A 21,529-nucleotide genomic window follows, 5' to 3' on the forward strand; every position below is an offset into this window, starting at 1 on the left:
TAAGCCATAGCATCGCCGATCAGCGGCGATGCTGCAAGGGGTTCACAAATACCGGGAAATTGCGGTCAGGATGCGCCGATCTGCAGGAAACGGTCTTCGCGCATCCTGCGCAGATCGTCGACGGGTAGCTTGACCAGCTTCTCAAGCTCTTCGGCGATGGCATTGCCCAGGCTGCGGGCCGTGGCTTCTGGCGCGCGGTGCGCCCCGCCGACCGGCTCCTTCACGATCCGGTCGATCACCTTGAGCCGCTTCAAATGCTGCGCGGTAACCTTCATCGCTTCTGCCGCGTCGGGTGCTTTTTCCGCTGTGCGCCACAGGATCGAGGCGCAGCCTTCGGGGGAGATCACCGAATAGACCGCATGTTCCAGCATCAGCACGCGCTCTGCGCTGGCCAGCGCCACCGCGCCGCCCGATCCGCCTTCACCCACGATCGTGGCGACCATCGGTACCGGCAGCGCGAGGCACGCCTCGGTCGAACGGGCGATGGCTTCTGCCTGCCCGCGCTCTTCGGCCTCGACGCCGGGAAACGCGCCCGATGTATCGACCAGCGTGACTACCGGCAGGCCAAAGCGACCGGCTAGTTCCATCAGGCGGATCGCCTTGCGATAGCCCTCCGGCTTGCCCATGCCGAAATTGTGCCGCAGGCGGCTTTCGGTGTCATGGCCCTTCTCATGCCCGATCAGAACGACCCGGCGGCCCTTGAGCCGCGCAAAGCCGCCCAGGATCGCTTCGTCCTCACCGTAATAGCGATCTCCGCCCAGCGGCACGAATTCGTCAAAGGCGTGCGCCACATAGTCCCGGAAATGCGGGCGCTGCGGGTGGCGGGCCACCTGGGTCTTTTGCCACGGCGTCAGCGAGGCATAGGTGCTGGCCAGCAAGTCGCGGCTTTTCTGCTCGAGCCGCTTGAGCTCGGCGGCGATATCGACCTCGTCACCCTCGGCCGCGGCACGCAATTCCGCGATCCGCTCTTCCAGCTTGGCGACAGGCTTCTCGAAATCGAGATAGGAAATCATCCAGCCCCGCTAGTCTCAACTGGCGCCGCGGGCAAGGGGATGCCGTGCATTGACCAGCGCGACGAGCCGCGCGGCATCGACGTGGGTGTAGATCTGCGTGGTGGAAATGTCGGCGTGGCCCAGCAAGGTTTGCAGCACCCGCAGGTCTGCCCCGCCCTCCAGCAGGTGCGTGGCAAAGGCATGGCGCAGCACATGCGGGCTGATCCCGGCCGGATCGAGCCCGGCGCGCAAGGCGAGCTCTTTCAGCAGCTGGAACAGCCGAACCCGCGTCAGGTGCTTGTTGCGCGAGGGAAAGAGGTAGCGCGACTTCGCATCGCCCGCGTCGCTGCGTACGGCCAGCCACCGCGCCAGCGCCTCGCGCGCCCGCTCGCTCACCGGCACCATCCGCGCCTGCCCGCCCTTGCCAATCACGGTCAGCAGCGGCGCGTCACGCGGCACGGCAGACAAAGGCAACGACACGAGCTCGCTGGCGCGCAGGCCCGAACCATAGAGCAGTTCGAGCAGGGCCAGCTGGCGAATCGCAGCGGGTTTCCCGCTTTGGGCCTCCAGTTCCGCCCGACCGAACAACCGCTCGACATCCGCATGCGACAGGATCTTGGGCAAAGGGCGCCGCGTGCGCGGGCTCGGCAAGGCGCGCGATGGATCGTCGCGCCGCCAGCCTTCGTCGACCGCAAAGCCGAAGAACTGCCGCAGCGCAGAGCCCTTTCGCGCCACCGTAGCTGGCGCAAGATCTGCCCATGCGGCGGCAAGGCGTGCGACATCTTCGCGGCTCGCCTCTGCCAGGTCGCCGATCAGCTCTTCTGCGCCCTCAAGGTCACGGCGATAAGCCGCCAGCGTGTTAGACGCCGCGCCGCGCTCTGCCGCCAGCATTTCGAGAAAAGCCTGTGTCGCCGCGCCCATCAGCCGCGCGCGATCGCCTCCGCCGCGATCATGCGCGCTTCGGCCTCCAGCCCGACCCGGCGCAGCGCCGAGACGATGTGGTAGAGATGACGCGGGGTCATCCGCTGCCAGCCCTCACCCTGCATGCCGAGACCGGCGAGGAGCGCAACGAGCGCGCGGTTTTCCACCGCAGCGGCGCGTGAAATGGTGCGTGACCAGCGCGTTTCGCGGTTGAGATCGAGCTCCACCCGACCGGCAAAATCGCCGAGATCGTCGGGTGCGATCCGCCCGAGACCTGCCAGCCCGGCCAGCAGCAGTTTCGAACGGCGATAGTCGCTGCTGCCGTCGTCATCGATGAAAGCATCCACTGCATCGCGCGGCACGGGCCGTGCGCCCCCTGCCCGGGCTAGAGCGACCAGCGCCCAGCCATCGCTGCCCGGTTCGACCACGCTGGCCCACGCGTTGGCGTCTCGGTCGAGCCCAGCGGTCAGCATGGAGGCCAGCAGCGCAGGGGCAGCGTCGGCGTAGTCTGCCGAGGCCGGCATACGGGCTGCCGCATAGGCGGTGAGAACATAGCGCCCGTAATCACCCGCGGTGTCGCCACCCCAGATCGCACGCATCGCCCCAAGCCGCGCCTGCGGATCGGACCCGACATAGGCTTCGCGCAGCTGGGTCGCGACGTCGGTCGGGTCGCCAGTCATGCCTTCCATAGCGAAAATCTGGCCGTAGAGGTCGACCATCGCGCGAGACGAGAAGATCCCTTCACGGGCCGCGCGATCTGCGCCTTGCGCCCTCAACGAAAGCGGCACCGAAGGCGTGAAGGCCCAGATCCGCTCATAATAAGGGGTGACTTGCTCGCGCAGGTTTTCCGGAATTTCCTCGCCAACCGCATTGGCCAGCGCAAATCGCCAGGGGCTGAGTTCTTCAACCTCGTCCCATTCGACATCGACCGCACGGCGCCCGCGCCCCGCGGCTCCGGCCAAGCGCTGGGCCAGCAGGACATCGATCGCCGGAGCGGCTTCAGTGCGCAACAACCGGTCAAGCTGCGAGCCGCCGAGCACGCCTTCCCCGGCATAGGAATTGCAGATCGCGCGCAGCATCTGCCACTGCACATCGTCGCGGTCAGGTCCGCGCAGTCGCACGACCGGACAGGTGCCGATCACGTCGGTGGTGGCGAGATAGGCTTCCAGCCCGGCATTGAGCAGCCCGTCGTTCCAGTTGTTCGCATCGACATCCTGCACTAGCGCCCGGGCAATGCCGTATTCGCCCATGCGGTTGAGCGCGCGCGCCCGCAGCCCGGCGAATTCCGCCGGGTCCATCCCCTCCGGGGTCGCCAACCGACTAGCCAGCGCGCGGCGGAGCAGGATGTGCCCCCATCGCGACACCACCGGCCCGTCGAGCCCTTCCAGCACGGCCTTGACCAGCCCGGCCGGTTGGCGCGCCAGCGACCTTGACGGCAGGCCGTTTTCCTCGGCCGAAATCACGCCGACGCGGGTCATCGCGCGGCGGGCGGCGGGCGGGATATCGTAATTCGACCTTAGCCCCAGCAACTCGTCGAGTTCCTCGGGCGACATTGCCTCAAGCTGTTCTATCGACGGAATCGAGCTGAGATCCACACCCGACAGGTCAGGCATCGCCGGCAACTGCCCGGGCAGCGGCTGGACCACGGGCGTACCTGGCGCCGGAGCCGCTCCGGGCGCAGGCTGGGCAGGTGCGGGGCGCTGCGCGGGTGCGGGTGCGGGGTCGTCAAACCCCGGTGGCAGCAGCGATCTGGGGGCATCCTGCGCAAAAGTGAGCGTCGCGGTCAGTGCGATGCCCGCGCCCGCCAGCCATTTCCATTGTGCCATCAGCGCGCCTCCGGCACGGGAATTTCCTGCGAAATGGCGCGGATCGGTTCTTCCCCGCCGTCAAACCAGGCGAGCGCGAGAAGCACGGCGATTGCCCCGCCCCACAGCCAGATGCGGCTGGCCCTGCGTGACCCCCGCCGCCCCATCAACGGCGGCCCGGCATCCATCGAAAGAATTGCGCTGCGCTTCCTTGCCATATTGCATGGCCACTAGCCGATCTATAGGCCGCTGGGCAATGACCGAAGATCGACCTGCCCTCAGCCCGGAACGGATTGCCCGGCTGGCATCGCGCCTTGATCGGCCGCTGGTGCTGGTGGGGCTGATGGGTGTCGGCAAATCGACTGTCGGGCGGCGGCTTGCGGCGATCCTCGGGCGCGACTTCGTCGATGCGGACGAGGAAATCGAAAATGCGGCGCAGCGCAGCATTCCGGAAATTTTCGAGCAATTCGGCGAGCCTTATTTCCGCGACGGCGAGCGCCGCGTGATCGCCCGCCTGATCGAAGAGCACAGCGGCGTGATCGCGACCGGCGGCGGGGCCTTCGTCAATGCCGAAACGCGCGCATTGATCCTCGACCGGGCGATCGCGGTGTGGATCGATTGCGCGATCGACACGCTGGTCGAACGCACCTCGCGCAAGAACAACCGCCCGCTCCTCAAAACCGGCAACCCGCGCGAAATCCTGACCCGCCTCTATGAAGAGCGCAGGCCCTGCTATGCCGAGGCGCCGATCCATGTCATGAGCGACGCCGGCCCGCATGAAACCACGGTGGCGAAGATACTGGAGGCGCTCGATACATGGCTGTGATCCCGGTCGAACTGGCAGGCCGAAGCTATGAAGTGCTGGTCGGGCGCGACCTGCTCGACGATGCCGCGCGCCATGCTGCTGCGTTCATGCGCAAGGCCAGGGTTGCAGTGGTCGCCGATGCCAATGCCCGCGCGCATCACGGCGCACGGCTGGGGGCTGCGCTGGCGGCTGGCGGGCGCGAGGTCGCATGGTTCGAGGTGCCATCTGGCGAAGGCTCGAAAAGCTGGCAGGGCCTGCAAGCGCTCACCGACTGGCTGCTGGAACAGGGCGTCGAACGCGGCGACCATGTGTTCGCGCTGGGCGGCGGTGTGGTGGGCGACCTGACCGGATTTGCCTGCTCTATCGTCAAGCGCGGCTGCGGTTTCGTGCAGATTCCCACCACACTGCTGGCGCAGGTCGATTCCAGCGTGGGCGGCAAGACCGCGATCAACACCGCCGCGGGCAAAAACCTCATCGGGGCATTCCACCAGCCCTCGCTGGTGCTGGCAGACCTGACCGCGCTCGACACCTTGCCTGATCGCGAAATGCGCGCGGGATATGCCGAGGTCATCAAATACGGGATCCTGGGCGACCGCGCGTTTTTCGATTGGCTGGCGGACAATGGCACCAAGGTGCTCGCGCGCGATCCTGAAGCGCTGGAATACGCAGTTGCCACCAGCGTTGCCGCCAAGGCGCGGATCGTCGCCGAGGACGAGCGCGAGACCAGCGGCACGCGCGCGCTGCTGAACCTCGGTCACACCTTTGGCCACGCGCTGGAGGCGGAGACCGGCTTTTCGGACCGGCTGCTGCACGGCGAAGGGGTGGCGCTGGGCATGGTGCTGGCCGCGCGCTATTCGGCGCGGCGCGGCCTGATCAGCTTGGAGGATGCGGAACTCGTTACGCAAGCTATCGCAGCGGTCGGCCTGCCGTCCGAGATTGCGCAGCTTGGCCTGGACTGCGACGGGCGCAAACTCGCCGATCACATGCTGCATGACAAGAAGATGGATGCAGGCACCCTGCCCTTCCTTTTGCTGCGCAGCATCGGTGCAGCATTTCTGGCGAAAGACGTAGCTCTGGATGACGTCGCGAGCTTCCTCGACGAAGAGCTTCAGCGCAGCTAAATCACGCCAAACGCAGACAGGAGGGAAGTTCTGCATGACCGTTGCCGAAGCAACACCCGATCTCGATTTCCACTGGGAAGACAAGAGCTTCCTGGGCCATCCCAAGGGCCTGGGCTACCTCGCCTTCACTGAAGCGTGGGAGCGGTTCAGCTATTACGGCATGCAGACGCTGCTGGTGCTCTACATGGTCAATTTCCTGCTCAAACCCGAAGAGGTCAGCAGCGTGGCCGGGATCGAACAGCTGCGCGCGATCTATGGCGGGATCGACGGGCAGGCCTTTGCCAGCGCGATCTTCGGCACCTATGCCGCCAGCGTTTACCTCACGCCAATCCTGGGCGGCTGGCTGGCCGACAAGGTGCTGGGCAAGCGCCGCACTGTATTGCTAGGCGCGGTGACCATGGCGCTCGGCCATTTCCTGATGGCGTTCAACGTCACCTTCCTGCTCGCATTGCTGTGCCTGATCATCGGATCGGGCATGTTCAAGGGCAATATCGCGAGCCAGGTGGGCAGCCTTTACAAGCCCGACGACCTGCGCCGCGCCGATGCCTTCCAGATATTCTACCTCGGCATCAACGCAGGGGTGATTGCCAGCCCCTTCATCGTCGGCACACTCGGCGAAAAGGTCGGCTGGCACTATGGCTTCGGCGCGGCAGGCGTGGGCATGCTGATCGGGCTCGCAATCTATATCGCGGGCCAGAAATATTTGCCCAAGGAGCATTTCGATGTTCCGGGCGCAGCGGCGCAAAAGGCAGCCAAGCCCGTGCAGCCGCCGATGACGCGGCAAGACTGGCTCGCCACGCTAGCGCTGCTCCTCCTGATCCCGGTCATGGCCATCGCGATCGTGCCCAACAACCAGATCTTCAACGCCTATCTCGTCTGGGGCGACCAGCAATTCGCGCTCTATTGGGGCGATGAAAAACTGCCGACCAGCTGGCTGGTCTCACTCGACGCGGTGGTTTCGGTCAGCTTCCTGGCCGGTGTCGCGGGCTTCTATCGCTGGTGGAAAACCAGATGGACCGAGCCGGACGAGCTGACCAAGATCATCATCGGCTCGCTGTTCTCGATCGGCGGGATGGCGTGCCTCTACATGGCGGCAGCCACCACGCCGCCGGGCGAGAAAATCGGCCTGTTCTGGCCGGTGATGTTCCACATCGTGAACTCGATCGGCTTTGCGCACATGCTGCCGGTCAGCCTGGCGCTGTTCGCCCGGCTCGCGCCCAAACAGATCAACGCCACGGTGATCGGCCTTTACTATCTCGCTTTCTTCGCGGGCAATTCGCTGGTCGGCTATGTTGGCGGCTGGTTCGAGACCATGCCGGTAACGCAGTTCTGGCTGATCCACATGGGCTTTGCCGCCACAGCAGGTGTAGTTTTCCTGCTGTTCAAGCTGCTGCTCGCGCCGCGCCTGATGCATCCGGCGCATTCGGAGGACGTGGCGCTGGCATGACCCGCTTCATCGACCTCTCGATCCCGATCACCAATGACGTGATTTCCGATCCTGAGGTGATGCGGCCCAAGGTCACCTACATGACCCACGAGAACACGTGGCAGCAGATTGCCATGTTCTTTCCGGGGCTCGCGAAAGACGACCTGCCCGATGGCGAAGGCTGGGCCGTCGAATTCCTCGAGCTCAGCACGCACAATGGCACGCATATGGATGCGCCGTGGCATTACCACTCGACCACGGATAGCGGGGCCTCCCCTGCCCCCAGCATCGACGAGGCCCCGCTGGACCGTTTCTTCCGCCCCGGTGTGAAATTGGACTTCTCGCATTTGCCGCATGGCCATGTGGTGAGCGCGGCGGAGCTGGAAGAAGCCTTCGCCAGGATCGGTTATGACCTTCAGCCGCTCGACATCGTGCTGATCCAGTCGGGCGCGGTCTATGGTACCGACAATTTCACGGACCAGGGCGTGGGCCTCGGCGCAGAAGCGACGCTGTGGCTGACCGAACGCGGCGTGGAAGTGGTCGGCACCGATGCCTGGAGCTGGGACGCGCCCTTCAGCCATACCGCAAAGCGCTGGGCAGAAACCAAGGACCCGTCGATCATCTGGGAAGGCCACAAGGCGGGCCGCATCCGCCCCTATTACCAGATCGAGAAGCTCACCAACCTCGCCGCGCTGCCCAGCCACGGCTTCATGTTCAGCTGCTTCCCGGTGAAGATCGAACGTGCCAGCGCCGGCTGGATCCGTGCTGTGGCGATCCTGGAAGGCTGATCGTGCGGGTCGGCAGGGCATCGCTGGAGGACCAACAGGTCTGCGATTTGCTCGAAGCGCATCAGCGGAACATGTATGAAATTTCGCCGCCGGGCACGTCCTTCGCGCTCGATCTGGCCGGGCTATCAGGGCCGCAGATTTCGCTGTTTGGCGCGTGGGACGGAGATGTGCTGATCGCGGTGGGTGCGCTCAAGCGGCTGTCGCCCGAGCTTGCGGAGGTCAAGTCGATGCGCACCCATGCTGACCATCTTGGCAAGGGTGCGGCGCAGGCGGTGCTGAATTTGATCCTCGAAACCGCACGCAGCGAAGCGATCAGCCGCGTAAGCCTCGAAACCGGCACGAGCGCCGACTTCACGCCAGCAATCAGGCTTTACCTCAAAAACGGTTTCCGGCCGGGCGAAGCCTTCGCGGATTACGCCAACGGCCCGCACAACCAGTGCTATCACCTGGAGCTGAACGGCTGAGCGCTATTCCAGCTCCAGGATGATCGCATCGACCGCAAGGCTTTCGCCCTCGGCTGCATTGACCTTGGCGACGACCGCCTGCTTCTCCGCGCGCAGGATGTTTTCCATCTTCATCGCTTCGACTGTGGCGAGCGGCTGGCCCGGCTGGACCTCATCGCCTTCGGCAACATGCAGCTTCACCAGCAGGCCGGGCATCGGGCAGATCAGCAGCTTGGAAAGATCGGGCGGCTCCTTTTCGAGCATCAGGCTCTCATGCCGCGCAAGCCGCAGCGGCAGCACCAGCGCGGTGTGCGCAGCGCCGCGGGTGGTCACTCTCCACTGGTTGCCGATCCGCTCGACAATCAGGCCGAGCTTCAGGCCCTCTCCATCGGTGGCAGTGGCCTGCACCATGCCCGGGCGCCAATCACAGGTACCGGCGATGCGCATCCCGTCGACCACGGCATGGCCCTCCCCAAGAATGACCTCGAAGCGCCTGTCACCGAGCTTCACCAGCCATTCGGTGGTGACCCGCACCACGCCCTCGCGCCCATCGTCGCCGTCCAACTGGCCAGAGATGCGCCGCGCGCGGCTCTGGAGCGTGAATTCGTTGCCCGCGCACACGGCAGCCAGAAGGCGAAGCAGCTCCTCGCTGGTCGCCGCGCCGTGGAAGCCCTCGGGATATTCCTCGGCGATGAAGCCCGTGGTCAGCGCGCCACTGCGGAAGCGCGGATGCTGCATGATCGCGCTGAGGAAATCGACATTGTGCCCCAGCCCCTTGATGCGGAACGCGTCAAGCGCATGAATCTGAAGGTCCGCCGCCTCGTCGCGCGTCTTGCCCCAGGTGATCAGCTTGGCGATCATCGGGTCATAAAACATGCTGACTTCGCCGCCTTCGTAGACACCGTCGTCCAGCCTGACATATCCGTTTCCGTTCGCATCGAGCGAAGTCGAGATGCTGGCGTCATGTGTCTCGACTGCGCTCGACACGAACGGACCTTGGTGAAACTTGGCCGGAGGCGGAGAATACTCAACCAGACGCCCGGTCGAAGGCAGGAAGCCGCGATAGGGGTCTTCGGCATAGACGCGGTTCTCGATCGCCCAGCCATCGATGCCGATATCGTCCTGCGTCAGGCTGAGCTTCTCGCCCGCCGCGACGCGGATCATCTGCTCGACCAGATCGATCCCGGTGATCGCCTCGGTGACCGGGTGCTCCACCTGCAGGCGGGTGTTCATTTCGAGGAAGTAGAAGCTTTCCCCCGTCGGGTCCGCCCCGCTGACAATCAGCTCGACCGTGCCTGCGCTGTAATAGCCCACCGCGCGCGCCAGCGCGACGCACTGTTCGCCCATCGCCTTGCGCATCTTGGGGGTGACGAAGGGCGATGGCGCTTCCTCCACCACCTTCTGGTGGCGGCGCTGGATGCTGCATTCGCGCTCGTTGAGGTAGAGAATGTTGCCATGCTTATCGCCCAGGATCTGGATTTCGATATGCCGCGGGTTGAGGATGAATTTCTCGATGAAGACGCGGTCATCGCCGAAGCTGTTCAGCCCCTCGCGCTTCACGCTTTCGAAGCCTTCGCGCACGTCCTTTTCGTTGTACGCGAGGCGCATGCCCTTGCCCCCGCCGCCGGCGCTGGCCTTCATCATCACCGGATAGCCGATCTCGTTCGAGATCCGTACCGCATGCTCGGTATCCTCGATCTCGCCGACGAAGCCCGGAACGACGTTGACCCCCGCTTCCTTGGCGAGCTTCTTGGACTCGATCTTGTCGCCCATCGCGGCGATCGCGTTCACCGGCGGGCCGATGAATTCGATCCCTTCGGCCGCAAGCGCCTCGGCAAAGCTGGTGCGTTCGGACAGGAAGCCATAGCCCGGATGCACCGCTTCGGCGCCGGTCTGCTTGCACGCCGCGATGATCTTGTCCGCGATCAGATAGCTTTCGGCGGCAGGCGAAGGGCCGATGTGCACCGCCTCGTCCGCCATCTTCACGAAAGGCGCGCGCGCATCGGCATCGGAATAGACCGCGACGGTCTGGATACCCATGCGGCGCGCGGTCTTGATGACGCGGCAGGCAATCTCGCCACGGTTGGCAATGAGGATCTTTTTGAACATTAGCTACTCCGCAACCTCATCCAAAGGCGGCATATTGTGACCGAGGAGCGTCAGGATATCCGCCGCGCATTCGACTACGTTGGAACCGGGGCCGTAAATCCCCTGCACGCCCTTTTCACGCAGGAAATCATAGTCTTGTGGCGGAATAACACCTCCCGCCGTCACCTTGATATCGGGCCGCCCGGCCTCGCGCAGCAGCTGGATCAGTTCGGGGATCAGCGTCTTGTGCCCGGCCGCGAGCGAGCTGGCGCCCACCACATCGACCTGTTTCTGCAGCGCCAGCGCGGCGGTTTCCTTGGGCGTCTGGAACAGCGGGCCAGAGATTACGTCAAAGCCCATGTCGGCAAAGGCGCTGGCGATCACATTGGCGCCGCGATCGTGCCCATCCTGCCCCATTTTCGCGACCAGGATCCGCGGCTTGCGGCCCAGCCGCTGTTCGACCGCGGCGACGCCTTCGGTCACCTGGCGATAGCGCGCATCCTCGGCATAGGCTTGCGAATACACGCCCTTCACCGGTTGCGGCATGGTGTTGTAGCGTCCGAAGGCCGCTTCCATCGCGGCCGAGATTTCGCCCAGCGTCGCATCGTGGCGCGCCGCTTCGACCGCGCGGGCGAGCAGGTTCACATCGCCTTTCTTTTCCATCTCTGCCAGTACCGAGGGAGGCAGCGGGATGCCGCGCTCGTCGCGCCCGGTACGCAGCGCTTCGTTGCTGATGCTCGGGTCGGCCTCGGCCGCTTCGGTCAGCGCCTTGAGCGCCGCCTGGCAGGCGGCTTCGTCGCGCGCGTCCTTCACCGCCCTGATCCGCGCGATCTGCGCCTCGCGTACCGCATGGTTGTCGATATCGAGCGTTTCGATCGGGTCTTCCTTGTCCTTGCGGTACTTGTTGACGCCGACGATCACCGTATCGCCCTTGTCGATCGCGGTCTGCTTCTGCGCCGCAGCTTCCTCGATCGCCGCCTTGGGCTTGCCGGTGCCGACATAGTCGGTCATCCCGCCTGCTGCATCGACCTCGGCCATCAGCGCCTCGGCCTCGTCCACCAGCGTCTGCGTCAGCGCCTCGATGTAGTACGAGCCGCCAAGCGGATCGACGACGTTGCAGATGCCGCTTTCCTCCTGCAGCACCAGCTGGGTGTTGCGTGCGATGCGGGCGCTGAAATCGGTCGGCAGCGCGATCGCTTCGTCGAGCGCATTGGTGTGGAGCGACTGCGTGCCGCCCAAAGTCGCCGCCATCGCCTCGATCGTGGTGCGGATGACGTTGTTGTAAGGGTCCTGCTCCTGCAAGCTGACGCCGCTGGTCTGGCAGTGGGTGCGCAGCATCTTGCTGCGTTCCTGCTTCGCGCCCAGCCCGTCCATCACCCGGTACCACAGCGTGCGCGCGGCGCGCAGCTTCGCCACCTCCATGAAGAAGTTCATGCCGATGCCGAAGAAGAAGCTCAGGCGACCCGCAAAGGCGTCGATATCGAGTCCCGCCGCCATCGCGCGCTGGGCGTATTCCTTGCCGTCAGCAATGGTGAAGGCAAGCTCCTGCACCGCCGTCGCGCCGGCCTCGTGCATGTGATAGCCCGAGATCGAAATAGAGTTGAATTTCGGCATGTTGCGCGAGGTATATGCGATGATGTCCGAAACGATCCGCATGCTCGGCTCAGGCGGATAGATATAGGTGTTGCGGACCATGAACTCCTTGAGGATATCGTTCTGGATGGTCCCGTCGAGCTTGTCCTGGCTCACGCCCTGCCGCTCCGCCGCGACGATGAAGAACGCCAGCACCGGGATCACGGCGCCGTTCATAGTCATGCTGACGGACATCTGATCGAGCGGAATCTGGTCGAACAGGATTTCCATGTCGCGCACGGTGTCGATCGCGACGCCCGCCTTGCCGACATCGCCCACCACGCGCGGGTGATCGGAATCGTAGCCACGGTGCGTCGCAAGGTCGAAGGCGACCGAAAGGCCCTTTTGCCCCATCGCCAGATTGCGGCGATAGAATGCGTTCGATTCCTCGGCGGTCGAAAAACCCGCATATTGCCGGATCGTCCACGGGCGCCCGGCATACATCGATGCCTTCACCCCGCGGGTGAACGGCGCGAAACCGGGCAGGCCGGGATCGGCCGCCACGTCTTCAGCCGTGTAGAGCGGCTTGATGTCGAAGCCTTCAGGCGTCGGCCAGGTCAAATCCTTGCCGCGCACTTCCTTGTCGGCGAGCGCCTTCCAGTCTTCGATATCGGCCATCTTACTTGCCCTTGAATTCCGCCTTGCGCTTCTGGAGGAAAGCCATCCCGCCTTCCATCGCGTCTTCGCTTGCGCCTGCGATCCGTTGCCCTTCGGCTTCCGCCACCAGCACTTCCGGCAGCGCGCCGTCGAGCGCCAGCGCGATATTCTTCTTCATCGTCGCATAGGCCAGTGTCGGACCATTGGCGAGCTTGAGCGACAATGCGCGCGCCTCGTCCATCAGCGCATCGTCATCGCAGGCCTTGTAGATCAGGCCCCACGCCTCGGCCTGTTCCGCGCCGATCTTCTCGCCCAGCATCATCATGCGCGTGGCATTGGCGCGGCCGATCGCCCGGGCCAGCAGCCAGGTCGAGCCGCCATCGGGCACGAGGCCGATATTGACGAAGGCTTGCAGGAAATAGGCGCTCTTGCCCGCGATGGTGAAATCGCCCGCCAGCGCGAGGCTGCACCCGACGCCCGCCGCCGGGCCGTTCACCGCGCAGATCACCGGCACCGGCAAGCGAAGGACATGACTGACCATCGGGTTATAGTGGTTCTGCAGCGCGCGGTGGCTGCCGCCCTTCAGTGCCAGTGCGCTCGCTTCACCCCGCGCCGAAAGGTCCGCACCCGAGCAGAAGCCCTTGCCCGCACCGGTAATCAGCACCGCCCGCGCATCGCCCAGATCATACAGCGCCGCGCCGATCTCGTCCGCCATCGCGGGCGGCATGGCGTTGAGCCGGTCAGGCCGGTTGAGCGTGATGGTCAGCAGCGGTCCGTCGCGCTCGACCTGGATGGTTTCATAGGACATCATTCACTCCCTATTTTCGTCATCCCCGCGAAAGCGGGGATCCATTCCAAAGCCAGAAAGGCGGCAGGTTGGATTCCCGCTTTCGCGGGAATGACGAAGAAAAAATCAGTGGGCATTGCTTTTCGGCGTTTCGAGAATTTCCGTAAGCACGCCCTGCATGTCCTTGGGATGGACGAAAAAGATAGGCGTGCCGTGAGCGCCGATCCGCGTCGGGCCGAGGATGCGCTTGCCCATCGCCTCGAACTCGGCGCGCGCCGCTTCGATATCGGGCACTTCGAAGCAGAGATGGTGCTGCCCGCCAGAGGGGTTTTTCGCGAGGAAACCGCTAACGGCGGTCTCGTCATTGAGCGGCTGGATCAGCTCGATCTGAGTCCCATCCATGCCTGAATGTGTCGGAGTATCGACGAAGATGATCTTCAGCCCATCCTGCGGCACGTCAGCCTCATGGAAGCTCGTCGCGCCCATGACGTCGCGCCAATAAGCAACCGCCGCGTCCATGTCCGGCACGACAACGCCAATGTGATTGAGCCGTCCGAGTTTCATGCCACGCTCCTAAAGCGGAATATTGTCATGCTTCTTCCACGGGTTCTCTAGGCTCTTGCCGCGCAGCTTGCGAAGCCCCAGCGCGATCCGCCGCCGTGTCGAATGCGGGTAGATCACCTCGTCGATATAGCCGCGTTGCGCCGCCACGAAGGGGTTGGCGAAACGGTCTTCATATTCGTTGGTGCGCTCGGCGATTTTGGCCGGATCGTCCTTCTCGCTGCGGAAGATGATCTCCACCGCGCCCTTCGCGCCCATTACCGCAATCTCTGCGGTCGGCCAGGCGTAGTTCAAGTCTCCGCGCAGGTGCTTTGACGCCATCACGTCATAGGCCCCGCCATAGGCCTTGCGGGTGATCACGGTGATCTTGGGCACGGTCGCCTCGGCATAGGCAAACAGCAGTTTTGCGCCGTGCTTGATGATGCCGCCCAGCTCCTGCGCGGTGCCGGGCAGGAAGCCGGGCACATCGACGAAGGTCAGGATCGGGATTTCGAACGCATCGCAGAAACGTACGAAGCGCGCGGCCTTCTTGGACGAGTTGATGTCGAGCACGCCCGCTAGCACCATCGGCTGGTTGGCGACCACGCCCACCGTGCGCCCCTCTACCCGGCCGAAGCCGCAGATGATGTTCGCCGCATGGGCCGGCTGGATCTCGAAGAAATCGCCTTCGTCCAGCACCTTGCGGATGACTTCGTGCATGTCATAGGGCTGGTTGGCGTTGTCGGGGATCAGCGTGTCGAGGCTGTCCTCCAGCCGGTCCCACGGGTCGCTGGTCGGCCGCTCGGGCACGGCTTCGCGATTCGACAGCGGCAGGTAGTCAAAGAACTGGCGCGTCGCCAGCAGCGCCTCGATATCGTTTTCGAACGCGACATCGGCGACCGAAGTCTTGGAAGTATGGGTGATCGCCCCGCCCAGTTCTTCCTGTGTCACGACCTCGTTGGTGACGGTTTTCACCACGTCAGGGCCGGTGACGAACATGTAGCTCGAATCCTTCACCATGAAGATGAAGTCGGTCATGGCGGGCGAATAAACCGCCCCGCCCGCGCACGGCCCCATGATGAGGCTGATTTGCGGCACCACGCCGCTCGCGAGCACGTTGCGCTGGAACACCTCGGCATAGCCACCGAGGCTGGCGACGCCCTCCTGAATCCGCGCGCCGCCCGAATCGTTCAAACCGATCACCGGCGCGCCGACCTTGAGCGCAGTGTCCATCACCTTGCAGATCTTTTCCGCATGGCGCTTGCTGAGCGAGCCGCCGAACACAGTGAAGTCCTGGCTGAAGACATAGACCAGCCGGCCGTTGATGGTGCCCGAACCGGTGACCACGCCATCGCCCGGGATGCGCTGGTCGGCCATGCCGAAATCGACGCAATCATGCTCGACATAGCGATCGAGCTCTTCGAAGCTGCCTTCATCAAGCAGCACTTCGAGCCGCTCGCGCGCGGTCAGCTTGCCCTTGGCATGCTGCGCGGCAATCCGCTTTTCCCCACCACCAAGCGCAGCGGCGGCCCGGCGGCGTTCCATTTCGGCGATATTTGCGGACATCAAGCCCCCTTTGATGACTACGATTGCATGACAGCGCCTAGCCAGTCGATACGGCCAGCGTCAACGTATCAAAAGCGCAGCATTATCCGCCGTGCGAGTGCAGGCGAGATCGAATAGACCGCGCGCAGCAGCTTGACCTGGCCGATATTGGCCTCGTCCGAGCCGCTTTCGATCGCGTCGACGATCTGCGCGGCGCATTCGGGCGCTGGCATTTTCGACATCGCATTATCGGCATTCATCTGCGTGTCGACCACCGGCGGAAGCACCTCGATCACACGAATAGCGGTGCCTTTCAACTGCTCGCGCAGCGTCAGCGAGTAACTGCGGAGCCCCGCCTTGGTCGCGCAATAGACCGGCGTGCGCGTGGAAGGCGCGATAGCCAGCCCGCTGGTGACATTGACGATTGCTGCTTCCGGCCTTTTGGCCAAGGCGGGAATCAATGCGCTGGCCAGCCTGATCGGCGCGTTGAGATTGGCATAGATGCAGGCGTCGGCCGCATCGCTATCGGGTGGACCCTTGCGGAAATCGTGATCGACCAGTTGCCCGGCATTGTTGATCAGGATGTCGATCGCGCGATTTCCCCATGCCGCAACAAGCGCATCGACGCCTTTCGCGTTCGACAGATCTGCTTCGATCGCCTCGAACCCCTCGGCGCGCATGAAATCGAGCCGGTCCCGGTTGCGCCCGGTAATCACCACGGTTGCGCCCTTTGCCTTGAGCTGGCGCGCCAGTTCGCGCCCGATCCCTGCACTGCCCCCGGTCAACAGGACGGACTTGTCTTTGATATCCATCAGACTTTCACCACCCCGTGCTCGATCAGGCTCTTCGCGCATTCGACGATGGTCGTCTCCTCGTCGCGCGTTTTCCAGCCCAGCCGCTCCAGCGCATGGCTGGCATTGGCATGGCGCGTCTTGCCCAGTTCGCTCTTGATCGTGCGGATGCCCGGATTGAACAGCGCCAGCAGGTGCACCATCCAGTTCGGCATCTGCCTGGTCGGCACTTTGCGCGTGTGCGCCGCAGGCAGATTGTCGCGCAAGACCTGGCCGATTTCGATGAACTTCATGAATTTGCCGGCGGCGAGGAACCGTTCGCCCGCCAGCCCCGATTCTTCGAGGCAGCGCACATGCAGGTCGGCGATGTCGCGGATGTCGACCACCGCAAAGCCAAGGTCGGGCGCCAGCGGGGCCGAACCATCGAGCAATTGCTTGATCGCTTCGACCGATGCCGAGAAATCCGCATTGTAGACCGGGCCGAGCACCATGCTGGGATTGACCGAGACGAATTCCATCTCGCCGCCTTCGGATGCCATCCACTCGCGGGCAGCGCGCTCCGCGATCGTCTTCGATTTCACATAGGCATAGACATCGGGATGATCGGCGTTGGTCCAGTCGCTTTCACTGACGGTATAGACCTTTTCGCTGCGGCCATAGGCGATTGCCGCCATCGAACTCGTCTGGACGAAGCGCTTTGCCCCCGCATCGCGCGCGAAGCGCAGCGCCCGCAAGGTACCTTCGCGGGCTGGCACGATCAGGTCATCTTCGTGGCGGGGCGGAGCAGCAGGAATGGGCGACGCGACATGCGCCACTGCATCGCAACCCGCGCAGGCCTCGGCCCAGCCATCGTCGCTCATCAAATCGGCCTGGAACACTTTCAGCCGGTCGCCCGCCTCGGGCCAGCGCGCTCGCAAGCCTGGCTCACTCTTCACCTTTTTACGCACGGTGGTATGGACGGTGTAGCCTTTGGCCAGAAGCTGGTCGATTACCTCGCCACCGATATAGCCGGTGCCGCCGGTTACGAGTATTGTGCTTGGCATTCGTGCCTCTCCTTTGCCACAAGGGATATGGCAAAAGGTTGCAATAGGCAACGAAAGTGGAGCGGCAATTGCAGCAAGTTGATTTCGTGGTGATTGGAGCCGGAATTGCCGGCCTGTCGGCAGCCCCACGGCTGGCGCAGCATGGGTCAGTCGTAGTGTGCGAGGCGGAGGCGGCACCGGGCGTGCACGCTTCCGGACGCAGCGCCGCTTTCGCTCATTTCGACATGGATGAACCCGTGGTGCGCGCGCTCACCGCCGCCAGCATGCCGCATTTCACCGAACCGGCCGCGATCGCACATCCCGCACTGTTCCTGGCGCTCGACGGCCAACTTGCCAAACTCGACCAGGCCGAAGCCAATTACCGCCAATGGGCGCCCGAGGTGCAACGGCTGAGCGCCGGGGAAGCCTGCGAAATGGTGCCGGTCCTGCGGAGCGACAGCGTGGCAGGTGCATTGCTCGACACCATGGGACGCAAGCTTGACGCGCACGCGATGCTGGAAGGGCACCGCAAGGCGCTGCGCGAAAACGGCGGCGAACTGGCTGTGAATGCGCCGGTCGAGGCAATCCGCCGCGATGGCGAGCGCTGGCTTATCGATACGCCCGCAGGTTCCTTTACAGCCCGCGTCGTGGTCAACGCTGCCGGGGCCTGGGTTGACCACATCGCCGCGCTGGCAGGCGTCGCGCCGATCGGGATCCGCCCCTTGCGGCGCACGGTCATCACTTTCGACCTGCCTGATGGCATGGATGTGGCCCATTGGCCCTTCACCAAGACTGTTGGCCCCGGTTTCTACATCGAGCCGGAAGGGCGCGGGCGGCTGCTTGCCTGCGCGATGGACGAGCATCCAACCGATCCCTGCGATGCCCAGCCCGAGGAAGAGGATGTCGCGCTCGCCGCATGGCGGGTCGAGGAATCGACCACGCTGGAAATCCGCCGCATCGCCAGCAAATGGGCCGGCCTCAGGAGCTTTGCGCCCGACCGGCGCCCGGTCGCCGGGTTCGACACGGATGCGCCCGGTTTCTTGTGGCTGGCGGGTCAGGGCGGCTTCGGCCTGCAGACCTCGCCCGGCATGGCCATGGCCGCCGAAGCGCTGGCCTGCGGGCTCGACTGGCCGGAGGAATTGCGCGCCGTCGGCGTCGAAGCCGATGCGCTGTCGCCTGCGCGGCTGCCTTAACGCAGCAGCACCAGCTCTTCTGCCATCGAAGGGTGCAGCGCGACGGTGTCGTCGAAGGCCTGCTTGGTAAGGCCGGCCTTCACCGCCACCGCTGCCACTTGCAGGATTTCGGGCGCTTCCGGGCCGATCATGTGAATGCCCAGGATCTTCTCGGAAGTCGCTTCGACGATCATCTTGTACAGCCCGCGTTCGGCATGGGTTGAGAAGATGTTCTTCATCGGCCGGAAATCGGAGGTGTAGACCTTCACATCGCCATAGGTCTTGCGCGCCTCGCTTTCGGTCAGGCCGACACCGGCCAGCGGCGGCTGGCTGAACACAGCGCTTGGAATCGACGAATAATCGATCGTGCGCGGATTGCCGCCGAACACCGTATCGGCAAATGCATGGCCTTCGCGGATCGCGACCGGCGTCAGCTGCACCCGGTCGGTCACATCGCCGACCGCATAGATGCTCTCGCAGCTGGTTCGGTTGTATTCGTCGACCCGAATCGCGCCGTTTTCGGCCAGTTCCACGCCTGCGCTTTCGAGCCCCAGGCCCGCACTTTTCGGGTTGCGGCCCGTGGCGATCAGCACCTGGTCAACCTTGACCGGATTGGCCCCGCCCAGATCGACCAGCAGACACCCGTCTGCGTCTTTGTCCACCCGCTGGATCTGGCTGTGCATGCGGAAATCGATCCCGCGCCCCATCGCGATGTGCAGCATCCGGTCCACGATCTGCTCGTCATAACTGCGCAGGATCCGGTCGGTGCGGTTGACCACCGTCACTTCGCTGCCGAGCGCGTTGAAGATGCCGGCGAATTCCATCGCGATATAGCCGCCACCCACCACCATCAGGCAGCGCGGCTGCTGTTCCAGATGAAACACCTCGTTGGAGCTGATGCAGTGCTCGACACCGGGAAAATCGGGCATGGCCGGCCACGCGCCGGTGGCGATCAGGATATATTTCGCGGTGACTTCGCGACCGCTTGCCAGCCGCACCGAATGCGGGCCGGTGACCGTCGCCCGCTCGACAAAAACCTCGACCTTGTGGTTCGACAGCGTCTGGCCATAGAGGCCTTCGAGCCGGTCGACGTCCTTGTTCACGAAATCGCGCAGGGTGGCCCAGTCGAAGCTCTTGCCTTCGATCGTCCAGCCAAGGTTGGCCGCGTGGCCCAGTTCCTCGGCGAACATCGATCCGTAAACCAGCATCTTCTTGGGCACGCAGCCGCGGATCACGCAGGTCCCGCCAACGCGGTATTCCTCGGCCACCGCCACCCGCGCGCCATGCGCGGCGGCTACGCGGCTGGCGCGTACCCCGCCCGAACCGGCGCCGATGGTGAAGAGGTCATAATCATATTCGGCCATGAACAAGCTCCTGCTGCGTGGGCGGCATATGGCGACAAGCTGGGTGCTTGCCAACCGCCCTGCCGTGCAAGAGCCTGTTCGAAAATCTGGCCTGTGAGGTTACGCGCTGGCAGCGCGCGGCCCGCGCCGTCCGCCCGAACCACGGCGACTACCTCCGCCCGGCTTGCCGCGGAAGCCACCCGGGCGATTGGGCTTGCCCTTGCGCGACGGGTGCTTCTGCTTCGGTTTTGGCTGGCTGGCAGCTTCGCCCTGAGGACGCGGCGCGCCCCTGGGCTTGGGACTCACGCGGGTGCGCTGGCCCGGCGCGGCGCGCTTGGTCGGGCCGACGCCTTCCACCACGGCGCGGAAGTTATCGGGCAGCGGCAGGCGCTCGAACTCCGCATCGGTATTCTTGCGAATGTCCTTGAGATAGTCGCGCTCGTCCTCGGCACAGAAAGCGATCGCGATCCCGTCCGCCCCGGCGCGTGCGGTCCGCCCGATCCGGTGGACATACTGCTCAGGCACATTGGGCAGCTCGAAATTGATCACATGGCTCACGCCCGGAATGTCGATGCCGCGCGCAGCCACATCGGTCGCGACGAGGATCGGCGTGCGGGCCGATTTGAATTCTGCCAGTGCCCGCTCACGCTGCGGCTGGCTCTTGTTGCCATGGATCGCATTGGCGGGAATGCCGATCTGCGACAGCCGCTTTACCACACGATCCGCGCCGTGCTTGGTGCGGGTAAAGATCAGCACGCGCTCGAACTTGCCGGGCACCTGGTGGCGTTCCTGCAGGATCATCTCCAGCAGCGTCTGCTTCTCGTCCTGCTGCACCATGAACAGGTACTGGTCGATCCGTTCGGCAGTGGTCGCCGCCGGGGTCACGCTGACCTGCACCGGATTGTTGCAATACTGGCCAACCAGTTCCTTGATCGCCTTGGGCATGGTGGCGCTGAAAAACAGCGTCTGCCGCTCGGCCGGGGCGAGCTGGTGGATGCGGCGCAGCGCATGGATGAAGCCGAGGTCGAGCATCTGGTCGGCTTCGTCGAGTACGAGGATTTCCACGCCCGAAAGGTTGAACGCCTTCTGGTCAATGAGGTCGAGCAAGCGACCGGGCGTGGCAACCAGGATATCGGTGCCGCGGTGCAGCTTGTTGCGATCCTTGCCCACCGAAGTGCCGCCGACGATCGATTGCACCTTGAGGCCGGCCATTGCGCCGTAATCCTTAGCGCTCTGGGCAATCTGCCCGGCGAGTTCGCGGGTCGGCGCGAGCACCAGCATGCGGCAGCTCTTGAACGGGATGCGATTGTCAGCCTCGCGCAGCCGGTCGATGCTAGGCAGCATGAAGGCTGCGGTCTTGCCGGTGCCGGTCTGGGCGATACCCAGCAGGTCGCGCCCTTCGAGCACAGGCGGGATCGCCTGCGCCTGGATCGGGGTTGGCGTGTCATAGCCCTTCAAGTCGAGGGCCTGGAGAACGGGCTGCGACAGCCCGAGATTTTCGAATTTCATGTACAATACTCGCAATATATGCGGCGCGCACGCGGAACGGAGTCCGGGCGCGGCGCGGGTGTCTCAAACGACCCGCGTGAAAAGGGAAGTCCTTGGGGAAAAACCGAGGCGCGGCCGGGGCGGATGTTTTCTCGTTTCCGCCGCTTCACGCTGGCTAGCGCGCTTCGATGGGCCGCATGTGGATGCTGCATTGCAAAAAGTC

General features: G+C 64.3%; 19 protein-coding genes. 6 read left to right on the forward strand and 13 right to left on the reverse strand.

Annotated features, from left to right (window positions below; translation table 11 throughout):
• Positions 1 to 65 precede the first annotated feature (65 nt).
• Genes G6N82_RS02260 through G6N82_RS02275 form a run of 4 tightly spaced genes read right to left on the reverse strand, consistent with a single transcriptional unit; the run spans position 66 to position 3,936 of the window.
• Positions 66 to 1,013: an acetyl-CoA carboxylase carboxyltransferase subunit alpha gene (locus tag G6N82_RS02260; protein WP_165193309.1), complete on the reverse strand. Its 948-nt coding sequence runs from the start codon at positions 1,011 to 1,013 to the stop codon at positions 66 to 68.
• Positions 1,014 to 1,028: 15 nt separating this feature from the next.
• A complete protein-coding gene (locus G6N82_RS02265) occupies positions 1,029 to 1,913 on the reverse strand; it encodes a tyrosine recombinase (protein ID WP_165193311.1) in 885 nt (294 codons plus the stop codon).
• Entirely contained in the window at positions 1,913 to 3,739 is a 1,827-nt protein-coding gene (locus tag G6N82_RS02270; protein WP_165193313.1) for a hypothetical protein, read from the reverse strand. Before G6N82_RS02270 ends, G6N82_RS02265 begins: the two co-directional genes overlap by 1 nt.
• Positions 3,739 to 3,936, reverse strand: coding sequence for a hypothetical protein (locus tag G6N82_RS02275; protein WP_206520278.1), 198 nt, complete (start codon positions 3,934 to 3,936; stop codon positions 3,739 to 3,741). The genes G6N82_RS02270 and G6N82_RS02275 overlap by 1 nt, the downstream gene beginning before the upstream one ends.
• A 38-nt stretch (positions 3,937 to 3,974) precedes the next feature.
• On the opposite strand from G6N82_RS02275, the gene G6N82_RS02280 reads away from it, so the two are divergent.
• The 5 genes from G6N82_RS02280 to G6N82_RS02300 are packed head-to-tail and all read left to right on the forward strand — an operon-like array spanning position 3,975 to position 8,322.
• Positions 3,975 to 4,544, forward strand: coding sequence for a shikimate kinase (locus G6N82_RS02280; protein ID WP_165193317.1), 570 nt, complete (start codon positions 3,975 to 3,977; stop codon positions 4,542 to 4,544).
• On the forward strand, positions 4,535 to 5,644 hold the full coding sequence (aroB, locus tag G6N82_RS02285) for a 3-dehydroquinate synthase (RefSeq protein ID WP_165193319.1): 1,110 nt from the start codon (positions 4,535 to 4,537) through the stop codon (positions 5,642 to 5,644). Before G6N82_RS02280 ends, aroB begins: the two co-directional genes overlap by 10 nt.
• Before the next feature lie 34 nt (positions 5,645 to 5,678).
• Positions 5,679 to 7,091 (forward strand): peptide MFS transporter, encoded by a 1,413-nt coding sequence (locus tag G6N82_RS02290; protein WP_165193321.1) that lies wholly within the window; start codon positions 5,679 to 5,681, stop codon positions 7,089 to 7,091.
• Complete coding sequence (locus G6N82_RS02295; protein WP_165193323.1) at positions 7,088 to 7,858, forward strand: cyclase family protein; 771 nt, start codon at positions 7,088 to 7,090, stop codon at positions 7,856 to 7,858. The genes G6N82_RS02290 and G6N82_RS02295 overlap by 4 nt, the downstream gene beginning before the upstream one ends.
• 2 nt (positions 7,859 to 7,860) lie before the next feature.
• A complete protein-coding gene (locus tag G6N82_RS02300; RefSeq protein ID WP_206520279.1) occupies positions 7,861 to 8,322 on the forward strand; it encodes a GNAT family N-acetyltransferase in 462 nt (153 codons plus the stop codon).
• Positions 8,323 to 8,325: 3 nt separating this feature from the next.
• Here the strand turns inward: G6N82_RS02300 and G6N82_RS02305 are convergent, their stop codons facing one another.
• The 7 genes from G6N82_RS02305 to G6N82_RS02335 all read right to left on the reverse strand — a co-directional run bounded on the left by G6N82_RS02305 (position 8,326) and on the right by G6N82_RS02335 (position 17,324).
• A complete protein-coding gene (locus G6N82_RS02305) occupies positions 8,326 to 10,410 on the reverse strand; it encodes an acetyl/propionyl/methylcrotonyl-CoA carboxylase subunit alpha (RefSeq protein ID WP_165193325.1) in 2,085 nt (694 codons plus the stop codon).
• A gap of 3 nt (positions 10,411 to 10,413) precedes the next feature.
• On the reverse strand, positions 10,414 to 12,639 hold the full coding sequence (scpA, locus tag G6N82_RS02310; RefSeq protein WP_165193327.1) for a methylmalonyl-CoA mutase: 2,226 nt from the start codon (positions 12,637 to 12,639) through the stop codon (positions 10,414 to 10,416).
• Between the two features lies 1 nt (position 12,640).
• Entirely contained in the window at positions 12,641 to 13,426 is a 786-nt protein-coding gene (locus G6N82_RS02315) for an enoyl-CoA hydratase-related protein (protein ID WP_165193329.1), read from the reverse strand.
• Positions 13,427 to 13,531: 105 nt separating this feature from the next.
• On the reverse strand, positions 13,532 to 13,969 hold the full coding sequence (gene mce, locus G6N82_RS02320; protein WP_165193331.1) for a methylmalonyl-CoA epimerase: 438 nt from the start codon (positions 13,967 to 13,969) through the stop codon (positions 13,532 to 13,534).
• A gap of 9 nt (positions 13,970 to 13,978) precedes the next feature.
• Positions 13,979 to 15,511 (reverse strand): acyl-CoA carboxylase subunit beta, encoded by a 1,533-nt coding sequence (locus G6N82_RS02325; RefSeq protein ID WP_165193334.1) that lies wholly within the window; start codon positions 15,509 to 15,511, stop codon positions 13,979 to 13,981.
• Positions 15,512 to 15,579: 68 nt separating this feature from the next.
• Entirely contained in the window at positions 15,580 to 16,302 is a 723-nt protein-coding gene (locus G6N82_RS02330) for an SDR family NAD(P)-dependent oxidoreductase (protein ID WP_165193337.1), read from the reverse strand.
• Positions 16,302 to 17,324 (reverse strand): NAD-dependent epimerase/dehydratase family protein, encoded by a 1,023-nt coding sequence (locus tag G6N82_RS02335; protein ID WP_165193340.1) that lies wholly within the window; start codon positions 17,322 to 17,324, stop codon positions 16,302 to 16,304. The genes G6N82_RS02330 and G6N82_RS02335 overlap by 1 nt, the downstream gene beginning before the upstream one ends.
• Positions 17,325 to 17,392: 68 nt before the next feature.
• Here G6N82_RS02335 and G6N82_RS02340 point away from each other — a divergent pair, with 68 nt between their 5' ends.
• Complete coding sequence (locus G6N82_RS02340; RefSeq protein WP_165193342.1) at positions 17,393 to 18,496, forward strand: FAD-binding oxidoreductase; 1,104 nt, start codon at positions 17,393 to 17,395, stop codon at positions 18,494 to 18,496.
• Here the strand turns inward: G6N82_RS02340 and gorA are convergent.
• Positions 18,493 to 19,839 carry a glutathione-disulfide reductase gene (gene gorA / locus G6N82_RS02345; RefSeq protein ID WP_165193344.1) on the reverse strand — a complete coding sequence of 449 codons (1,347 nt, stop codon included), beginning with the start codon at positions 19,837 to 19,839 and terminating at the stop codon, positions 18,493 to 18,495. The genes G6N82_RS02340 and gorA overlap by 4 nt on opposite strands.
• A gap of 99 nt (positions 19,840 to 19,938) precedes the next feature.
• Positions 19,939 to 21,327: a DEAD/DEAH box helicase gene (locus G6N82_RS02350; RefSeq protein WP_165193347.1), complete on the reverse strand. Its 1,389-nt coding sequence runs from the start codon at positions 21,325 to 21,327 to the stop codon at positions 19,939 to 19,941.
• Between the last annotated feature and the right edge of the window lie 202 nt (positions 21,328 to 21,529).

This window comes from Altererythrobacter sp. BO-6, assembly GCF_011047315.1.
Classification (GTDB): Bacteria; Pseudomonadota; Alphaproteobacteria; order Sphingomonadales; family Sphingomonadaceae; genus Erythrobacter.